This window comes from Methylobacterium sp. B1 (genome assembly GCF_000333255.1).
Taxonomy (GTDB): domain Bacteria; phylum Pseudomonadota; class Alphaproteobacteria; order Rhizobiales; family Beijerinckiaceae; genus Methylobacterium; species Methylobacterium fujisawaense.
Map to the genome: position 1 here is coordinate 1 of NZ_BACT01000075.1, position 2,592 is coordinate 2,592.

3 protein-coding genes are annotated in these 2,592 nt (G+C 70.2%); 1 reads left to right on the top strand and 2 read right to left on the bottom strand.

Annotation, left to right across the window (positions count from 1 at the left end; genetic code table 11):
• Positions 1-628: threonine aldolase family protein (locus I53_RS01985; RefSeq protein WP_043346092.1), on the bottom strand; the 628-nt coding region annotated here is incomplete at its 3' end.
• A 19-nt stretch (positions 629-647) separates the two neighbouring features.
• Positions 648-1,556, bottom strand: coding sequence for an amino acid ABC transporter substrate-binding protein (locus tag I53_RS01990; RefSeq protein ID WP_085987610.1), 909 nt, complete (start codon positions 1,554-1,556; stop codon positions 648-650).
• Between the two features lie 145 nt (positions 1,557-1,701).
• Between I53_RS01990 and I53_RS01995 the strand changes: the two genes are divergently transcribed.
• A partial coding sequence (locus I53_RS01995) for a LysR substrate-binding domain-containing protein (RefSeq protein WP_043346090.1) occupies positions 1,702-2,592 on the top strand: 891 nt, incomplete at its 3' end.

Here is a 2,592-nt window from a genome sequence, read left to right on the forward strand (position 1 = left end):
TGGACAGGCACAGCGACACCGTGTCGACATGCGCGGCGAGATCCGCCGGCGCGACGCCGAGATGCGTCGCCGCATTGAACAGGCGCGCCCCATCGAGATGGACCGGGATGCCGCGCGCCCGGGCGAGGTTTGCGACCGCCGTCATATGGGCCGGCGGCAGCACGGTGCCCCCGGCGGCATTGTGCGAGGTCTCCAGCGCGATCATGGCCGTCCGGAGCGGGCTGGCATTCGGGATGAGGGCGTCCTCCAGCCGGTCGAGGTCCATGGCGCCGTCCGTGCCGGCGACCCCGTACAGGAAGGCACCGGTCAGGGTCGCGGCGCCGCGCTCGGTGTTGAGCATGTGGGCCTGGTCTTCGAGCAGGATATGCTCGCTGCGCTGGACCTGGGCAAGGATCGCCAGCAGATTGCCCATCGTGCAGCTCGGCACGAACAGGCCGGCCGCCTTGCCGAGCATGGCGGCGGCGGTCTCCTCCAGCGCGCGGGCGGTCGGGTCGGCATCGAGCCCGTCATCGCCCAGCGGTGCCGTCCGCATCCGCGCGTACATCGCCTCGGTCGGCCGCGTGACGGTGTCGCTTCGCAGGTCGACGACGGACGGCGCGTCCGCCGTATGGGTCAGATCGTCTCGCATCTTGGACTCGCCGGCCACCCTATCGGTACGCGGCCTCGTCGCCGGAATCGGTCGGGTGAGCCAGGGCCCGCTTGAGCACGTCGCTCATCGGCAACTCCAGGTTTATACCCTTCGGCGGGATCGGCTGCTCGAAATACCTGCCGTAGAGGCGGGCAACGGTGCCGTCCTGAATCAGCTCGATCACCGCCTTGTCGACGGCCGCCTTGAAGGCCGGGTCGTCCTTCGGCTCCAGGATCCCGTAGGGCGCGAATTCCAGGCCCTTGGTGCCGATCTTGTAATCTGCGGGCCGCTTGGCGCCGGCCACCGTGGCGTGGGCCAGGGCGTCGTCGTTGATGGCGCCCGCCGCGCGGCCGGTCTCGAGGAGCAGGAACACCTCCGCGGTGTCCTTGGCCGGCATCACCTGGATGTCGAGCTTGTCGCGGACGTTGATCCGGGTGGCGACGCGCTGGGTCTCGCCGCCGGCCTGCGCCGAGATGGCCTTGCCGCGGAACGAGGCGATGTCGTCCACATCCACCGGCGTATCCTTCTTGGCCACCAGCACCACCTGCGCCACGAAGGTGGTCGGCGCGAAGGAGACCAGCTTGTGCCGCTCGGGCAGGTTGCTGGCGGTGCCGCATTCCAGGTCGATCGTGCCGTTGTTGATCAGCGGGATCCGGGTCGCCGACATCACCGGCACGTGGCGCACCTCGAGCTTCGGCAGGCCGAGGGCGGCCTTGAGCTTCTGCGCGACGTGCTCGCATATCTCCAGCGAATAGCCCACCGGCTTGGCGTTCTGGTCGAGGAAGCCGAAGGGCGGCGACGCGTCCGGGAAGCCGAGGCTGATCTGTCCGGTCGTGCGGATCTTGTCGAGGCGCCCCTCCGCGGCCGACGGCGCGGCGAGCCCGGCCCAGCACAGAGTGGCCAATAGAAGCGGCAGCGTCCTCGACACGATCCGAACCCCCTCGCTATGTCTGAACCGGTTCAGCGCCGGGCCGTCCGCCAGGGAGTCGGCCCGAAGCTTTGCCGTGCGATCCTAGGAGCGGCCGCGCGCGGGCGTCCAATGCCGATTCACCTGCCGAGCATACGGATCTGATATGGCCGAGCGGCGTATGACCTTCCGGCACATCGAGGCCTTCCGGGCCGTTGTGGCCACCGGGTCCATGACCGAGGCGAGCCGCCGGCTCCACACCTCGCAGCCGCAGGTGAGCCGGCTGATCGCCCAGCTGGAGGCGATCACGGGCCTGCCCCTGTTCGATCGGAGCGGGAGTCGGGTCGTACCGTCCCTCGACGGCACGCGGTTTCACGCTGAGGTCGAGCGCGCCTTCGTGGGGCTGACCAGCCTCGAATCCGCGGCCGCACGGATCCGCGCCTTCGGGGCGGAGCGGCTGCGGGTGGCCGCGATGCCGCGGCTGGCGGGCGGGCTCCTGGCGCGGGCGGTCGTGCGCTTCCGCGCCGCGCATCCGGACGTGATCGTGGCGATCCATTCCGGCGACGACGAGACCGTGAATCACTGGCTCGCCACCGGCTTCTGCGACGCCGCGCTGACGATGCTGTACGGCGACGCCCCGGACGCGCATCGCGAACATGTCGAGACGCGTGCCTGCGTCGCCGTCCTGCCGCAGGACCATCCCCTTGCCGCGCAGGCTCTTCTAACCCCTGCGGATTTTTTCGGCGTACCCTTCGTCGCCTCCTCGCTCGGGAGCGCCCTGCGCAACCGGACCGAGGCGATCTTCGCAGCGGCCGGGATCACCCTGACCATCACCGCCGAGGCCGGCCTCGGTGCATCGATCTGCACCCTCGTCTCGGCCGGGCTCGGGGTCAGCGTGATGAACCCGCTGGCCGCCTACGAGGAGGCGAAGGTCTCGCCGATCGCGATCCGTCCCTTCGCCCCCGCCCTCCCGGTGCATTTCGCCCTTCTGTTCCCGCCCGACCATGCCCGTGGACGGCGGATGCGGGCTTTCGGCGCCTGCGCGCGGGCGGTGCTG